The sequence below is a fragment of the Rhodopseudomonas sp. BR0C11 genome (assembly GCF_010820945.1).
GTDB classification, from domain to species: Bacteria; Pseudomonadota; Alphaproteobacteria; order Rhizobiales; family Xanthobacteraceae; genus Rhodopseudomonas; species Rhodopseudomonas palustris_H.
Window position 1 is genome coordinate 1 of the sequence record NZ_QTKI01000338.1, and the last position, 5,331, is coordinate 5,331.

Here is a 5,331-nt window from a genome sequence, read left to right on the forward strand (position 1 = left end):
TTGCTGGCCGCCCACGCGGGCGAAGGCGCATTCTATCGCGTGCTGCCGTGGCCGGCGATGGCCGGACTCGCGGGCGGCACGTTCGCCTGGGCGGTGATCGCGGTCACGCTGGCGACGCTGCGATACTGGCATACGATCGCGCCGCAGGTGACGGTCCGCGAGATCGTCCGCGCGCTGCCCGCTGCCCTCTTCGACATCATCACGCTGCGCCACCTCGGCGGCGGCGGTCCCGGCTGCCATGACCATGATGAGCGCACCTCGCAGCGGCGACGGATCTTGCACCATCTGACTGCCGGCGGCTTCGTGCTCAGCGGCCTGTCGACAATCGTGGCCGCCGCTTATCATCATCTGCTCGGCGTCGTAGCGCCCTACCCGGTCGTCAGCCTGCCGGTGATGCTCGGGCTCGTCGGCGGGATCACGATGACCGTCGGCGCGGTGGGGCTGCTGGGCCTGGAAGCGCGCGCTGATCGCGAGCCGAGCGACCGCGGCGAGACCCGATTGAACGTCGCGCTCCTGATCCTGCTGGCCCTCGTCGGCGCCAGCGGGCTCGCGGTGCTCGGCTTCCGCAGCACGCCGGCGATGGGGCTGCTGCTCACCACCCATCTTGGGCTGGTGTTCGGTCTGTTCGCCGCCCTGCCGTTCAGCAAGGCGCTGCACGCGCCGTTCCGGGCGGCGGCGCTGCTGCGCGCGGCGATCGACAGCCGCCGCCGCGCGTTGGCGCGAGCTCCGGAGGCCTCCGGCGATACGCCTTGATCCCGATCAAGCTGGCGCGAATTTGATGACAGCTCTTGGCGGCCAGTTGCCAATGATGGTCGATTGACAGTTCGCCGTTTCCGTCCCAAACATCCCGCGCCGACGGTGTCCTGTCCTCGGACAGGACGAAGAGGGAATATCGGAAGATCGCTGCCCGCGGTCGAGCCGAAGCTGCCCCCGCAACTGTAAACGGTGAGCCGACGCAACACGCCACTGGAGATATTCCGGGAAGGCCGCGTCGGCGACGACCCGTGAGCCAGGAGACCTGCCGTCGCCTGCGATGTTGACGCCGTTTCGGGCGGGGTGCCCCGGGATGTCTTTCGGCGGTCCGGAGTGCAGGTCCGTTCGCCGGTTTTGAGCCATCGCCCGCGATGGCCAACCGACGAGATTCGGCGCGATGCCGCCCACTGCGCTCCATCCCGGTGTCTGCGCCGGTTCTCAGCTGTCGCTTCGGCCAGCCGCCGCCGAAATCGCGGTGCTGTCGCCCTGCGCCGAGACGCTGGCGGACTTCGCTCAGTCATGGCTCGGCGGACCGCACCGGTTACACACCAGCGATCTCGCCTCCTTCGCCGCACAGGCGAGCGAGCGCTCCCTCGATTCGTCGTTGTTGCGCGCAATCCTGATCGTGTTGCCGGATCAGGCGCATTCCGACCGTGAAGCCGTCGAAGCGGTGACCGCCTTCGCCAGCAGCCAGCGGATCGCCTTCGCGGTGCTCGCTACCGGCGGGCCGCACGAGATCCCGAGCGAACTAATCACCAACCTGCCGCAGACCACGCTTCGCCGCCTCGACAGACTATACGCGCAGCACGCCGGCCGTGCCGCACGCGCCATCCTGATGCAGCTCGCCCTCGCCGCCGGCCTCAGCATCACCACGATGGATGCGCCGAGCGAGAGCGTGACCGCCGATACAGATCCGCATCCCTCCATTTTCCCCGAGCTGATCGAGGACGCCGCCCGATGACCTACGCTTACGAAAAAAACGGCGACGCGATCTATCGTCAGTCGTTCTCCATTATCCGCGCCGAGGCCGCCCTCGATCGTTTCACGCCCGACGAGGAGAAGATCGCGGTGCGCATCATCCACGCCAGCGGCATGGTCGAAGTAGCCGGCGACATCGCGTTCACGCACGGCTTTGTATCGGCAGGTCGCGCCGCGCTGCAGGCCGGCGCGCCGATCCTGTGCGACGCGCAGATGGTCGCCAACGGCGTCACCCGCAAGCGGCTGCCGGGCGACAACGAGGTGATCTGCACGCTTAACCATCCTGACGTTCCCGCCCTCGCCGCAAAGCTCGGCACCACCCGATCGGCCGCCGCAGTCGATCTGTGGCGCGATCGGATGCAGGGCGCGGTGGTGGCAATCGGCAACGCACCGACCGCGCTGTTCCGGCTGCTCGAAATCCTCGCCGAGCCCGGCGCCCCGCGGCCCGCGGCCATTATCGGCATCCCAGTCGGCTTCGTCGGCGCGGCCGAATCCAAGGACGCGCTGCTGGCGGACTCGCCGTCGCCTTGCGTCATCGTGCGCGGCCGGCGCGGCGGCAGCGCGATGACGGCTGCGGCGATCAACGCGCTGGCGAGCGAACGCGAATGAGCACACCGACGATCTACGGCGTCGGCGTCGGCCCCGGCGCGCCCGATCTGATGAGCGTCCGCGCCGCGCGGCTGGTCGGCGCCGCCAAGGTGGTGGCGTACTTCCGCAAAGCCGGACGCCCCGGCCACGCCCGCCGCATCGCCGATGGTCTGCTGCCGGAGGGCGTGATCGAAGAGCCGATGGACTATCCGGTAACGACCGAGATCGCGCTCGACGATCCTGCCTATGCGGCGACGCTGCGCAGCTTCTACGAACAATGCGTGTCGCGGCTCGCCGAACACATCGCGCAAGGCCGCGACGTCGTCGTGCTGTGTGAAGGCGATCCCTTCCTGTACGGCTCGTTCATGCATCTGCACCGCCGGCTGGCGCCGCGTGTCCGCGTCGAAGTGGTGCCGGGCATCTCCGGCATGGCGGCATGCTGGACCGCGAGCGGCACGCCGATCACCTATGGCGACGACGTGCTCTGCGTGGTGCCCGCGACGCTCGGACCAGCACGGCTGAAGGCGGCGCTCGCCACCGGCGATGCGATCGTGATCATGAAGCTCGGCCGCAATCTGCCCAAGGTGCGCCGCGCGCTAGACGACGCCGGCCTGCTCGATCGCGCGATCTATGTCGAGCGCGGCGCGATGGACGATCAGGTGGTGATGCCGCTCGCCGACAAGACCACCGACGACGCGCCCTACTTCTCGATCGTGCTGGTCCACGGACAAGGGCGACGGCCATGACCGGATCTGTGATGGTTGCCGGCCTTGGGCCCGGCGCGCAAGAACTGATCACACCCGCAGTCAGCGCAGCACTGGCACGCGCCACCGACATCGTCGGCTACGCACCTTATGTCGCGCGCATCGCCGAACGCGACGGCTTGCAGCGGCACGCTTCCGATAATCGCGAAGAGCTCGATCGCGCCGGGTTCGCGCTGCGGCTCGCGGCCGAGGGTCGCCACGTCGTCATCGTCTCCTCTGGCGACCCCGGCGTGTTCGCGATGGCGGCGGCTCTGTTCGAAGCGATCGAAGCCGGCGATCCGGCGTGGCGCGAGCTCGACATCCGCATTTTGCCCGGCATCAGCGCGATGTTCGCCGCCGCAGCGCGGATCGGTGCGCCGCTCGGTCACGACTTCTGCGCGATCAACCTGTCGGACAATCTCAAGCCGTGGGAAACGGTCGAGAAGCGTCTGCGCGCTGCGGCCGAAGCCGATTTCGTGATCGCGCTGTACAACCCGATCTCGAAAGCGCGGCCCTGGCAGCTCGGCCGCGCGTTCGAGCTATTGCGCAGCATCCACCCGGCTTCCGTGCCGGTGATCTTTGCGACCGCCGTCAGCGATCCGCGCGAGCGCATCGACGTGGTGCCGCTCGGCGATGCGGTGCCGCAACGCGCCGACATGCGCACGCTGGTGATGATCGGCTCGTCGCAGACCAAGATCATTCCGCGCAGCAGCGGAGCCGCTTTCGTCTACACCCCGCGGTTCTCCGGAGCGGTGTCGTGACCGAGCCAGGCCATCACGTCGGCGACCATGGCGACACAGTGCCGATCCGGCACCGCTGGCCGCTTCACCATGATCACCGGCAGCCCGAGCTCGCGCGCCGCGATGATCTTGGCAACCGCCGCGTCGCCGCCGGCGTTCTTAGCGACGACGATCTCGGTACGGTGCGCCTGCAGCAGCGCGCGGTCGCCGGCAAGATCGAACGGTCCGCGCGCCACCACGATATCGACGTTCGGCAACGGCAGCGGCCCGCGCGGTGGATCGACCAGCCGCACAAGATAAGCGTGCTGCGGCTGCGACGCGAACAGCTCGAGGTTCTGACGGCCGATGCCGAGAAACACCCGCCGCGGCGCAGCGCCGAGCGCGCCGACGGCCTGATCGAGATCATCGACTTCGATCCATCGATCGCCAGTGGTGGCCTGCCACGCCGGCCGCTCGAGCGCCAGCAGCGGGACACCGGATTCGGCGCAGGCGATCACTGCATGGCGGCTCATCTGCGCCGCGAATGGATGCGTCGCATCGACGACGCGTTCGATCCGCTCGACGCGCAAGTAATCGGCCAGACCGCCGATGCCGCCGAAGCCTCCGACGCGAAACGGGATCGGCGGCGGTTTCGGGTAATCGGTGCGGCCGGCGAACGACAGCACCGCATCGATGGCCGGCTCGGCCGCAATAGCCCTAGCGAGCGCCGAGGCATCGGCGGTGCCGCCGAGGATCAATACGCGCGAGCGATGCGATGAAGGGAGCGTCATGATCACCAGCGATGACACGACGCAGCCCTGGCTGTCCATCGTCGGAATCGGTGAGGACGGCCTCGACGGGCTGTCGGCACGCGCGCGGGCGCTGCTCGATGCAGCCGAACTGATCGTCGGCGGCGATCGTCACCTCGGCCTCGTCGCCGCATTGAACAAGCCAACACTGCCGTGGCGCGTGCCGTTCGCCGCTTCATTGCCCGAGGTGCTGGCGCAGCGCGGCCGCCGCGTCGTGGTGCTGTGCTCCGGCGATCCGTTCTGGCACGGTGCCGGCGCGGTGCTGGGCGATCATCTCGCGCCCAAGGAATGGATCGCCATTCCCGCGCCGTCGACCTTTGCATGGGCCGCGGCGCGGCTCGGCTGGCGCCTGGAAGAGACGGTGACGCTCGGCCTGCACGCGCGGCCGGTCACGACGCTGCGCCCGCATCTCCGCCCCGAGGCGCGGCTGATCGTTCTGGTGCGCGACGGCGGCGCCGTGGGCGAGATCGCCGGCTATCTGGCGGCGAACGGCTTCGGCGCATCCGAGCTCACCGTGCTCGAAGCGCTCGGCGGACCGCGCGAACGCGTGCGGCGGACCACCGCGTCGATCTTCGCCTTCCCCGACGTCACCGCGCCGGTGGCGCTCGGCATCACCGCCGTGGCCGAGCCGGACGCCGTGATACTGCCGTGCGTCAGCGGCCTGCCGGACGAGCTGTTTCAGCACGACAGCCAGCTCACCAAGCGCGAGGTCCGCGCCGTGACGCTGTCGACGCTGGCGCC

At 69.1% G+C, this 5,331-nt stretch carries 7 protein-coding genes and 1 riboswitch; of the genes, 6 read left to right on the plus strand and 1 reads right to left on the minus strand.

Annotation, left to right across the window (positions count from 1 at the left end; all coding sequences use genetic code 11):
- The 5 genes from tcuB to cobJ all read left to right on the plus strand — a co-directional run.
- The coding region (tcuB, locus tag DYI24_RS20360; RefSeq protein ID WP_164573600.1) for a tricarballylate utilization 4Fe-4S protein TcuB at positions 1-753 on the plus strand (753 nt) is incomplete at its 5' end.
- 87 nt (positions 754-840) lie between these two features.
- Positions 841-1,040, plus strand: a riboswitch (cobalamin riboswitch).
- A 110-nt stretch (positions 1,041-1,150) separates the two neighbouring features.
- The gene (locus DYI24_RS20365) at positions 1,151-1,714 is read left to right on the plus strand and encodes a hypothetical protein (RefSeq protein WP_164573601.1); all 564 of its coding nucleotides are present in this window, start codon (positions 1,151-1,153) and stop codon (positions 1,712-1,714) included.
- Complete coding sequence (locus tag DYI24_RS20370; protein ID WP_164573602.1) at positions 1,711-2,340, plus strand: precorrin-8X methylmutase; 630 nt, start codon at positions 1,711-1,713, stop codon at positions 2,338-2,340. The genes DYI24_RS20365 and DYI24_RS20370 overlap by 4 nt, the downstream gene beginning before the upstream one ends.
- Positions 2,337-3,065 carry a precorrin-2 C(20)-methyltransferase gene (locus DYI24_RS20375; protein ID WP_164573603.1) on the plus strand — a complete coding sequence of 243 codons (729 nt, stop codon included), beginning with the start codon at positions 2,337-2,339 and terminating at the stop codon, positions 3,063-3,065. The genes DYI24_RS20370 and DYI24_RS20375 overlap by 4 nt, the downstream gene beginning before the upstream one ends.
- Complete coding sequence (gene cobJ / locus DYI24_RS20380) at positions 3,062-3,823, plus strand: precorrin-3B C(17)-methyltransferase (protein WP_164573604.1); 762 nt, start codon at positions 3,062-3,064, stop codon at positions 3,821-3,823. The genes DYI24_RS20375 and cobJ overlap by 4 nt, the downstream gene beginning before the upstream one ends.
- Here cobJ and DYI24_RS20385 read toward each other — a convergent pair.
- Complete coding sequence (locus tag DYI24_RS20385) at positions 3,790-4,572, minus strand: cobalt-precorrin-6A reductase (protein WP_205523609.1); 783 nt, start codon at positions 4,570-4,572, stop codon at positions 3,790-3,792. The two genes, cobJ and DYI24_RS20385, sit on opposite strands and share 34 nt — an antisense overlap.
- On the opposite strand from DYI24_RS20385, the gene cbiE reads away from it, so the two are divergent.
- The coding region (gene cbiE, locus DYI24_RS20390) for a precorrin-6y C5,15-methyltransferase (decarboxylating) subunit CbiE (RefSeq protein WP_164573605.1) at positions 4,571-5,331 on the plus strand (761 nt) is incomplete at its 3' end. The two genes, DYI24_RS20385 and cbiE, sit on opposite strands and share 2 nt — an antisense overlap.

What these genes read in the sequence shown, in the direction of transcription:
- DYI24_RS20365 (WP_164573601.1), top strand. Translation starts at nt 1,151, where the DNA reads ATGCCGCCCACTGCGCTCCATCCCGGTGTCTGCGCCGGTTCTCAGCTG.
- DYI24_RS20370 (WP_164573602.1), top strand. Translation starts at nt 1,711, where the DNA reads ATGACCTACGCTTACGAAAAAAACGGCGACGCGATCTATCGTCAGTCG.
- cobJ (WP_164573604.1), top strand. Translation starts at nt 3,062, where the DNA reads ATGACCGGATCTGTGATGGTTGCCGGCCTTGGGCCCGGCGCGCAAGAA.
- DYI24_RS20385 (WP_205523609.1), bottom strand. Translation starts at nt 4,572, where the DNA reads ATGACGCTCCCTTCATCGCATCGCTCGCGCGTATTGATCCTCGGCGGC.
- DYI24_RS20375 (WP_164573603.1), top strand. Translation starts at nt 2,337, where the DNA reads ATGAGCACACCGACGATCTACGGCGTCGGCGTCGGCCCCGGCGCGCCC.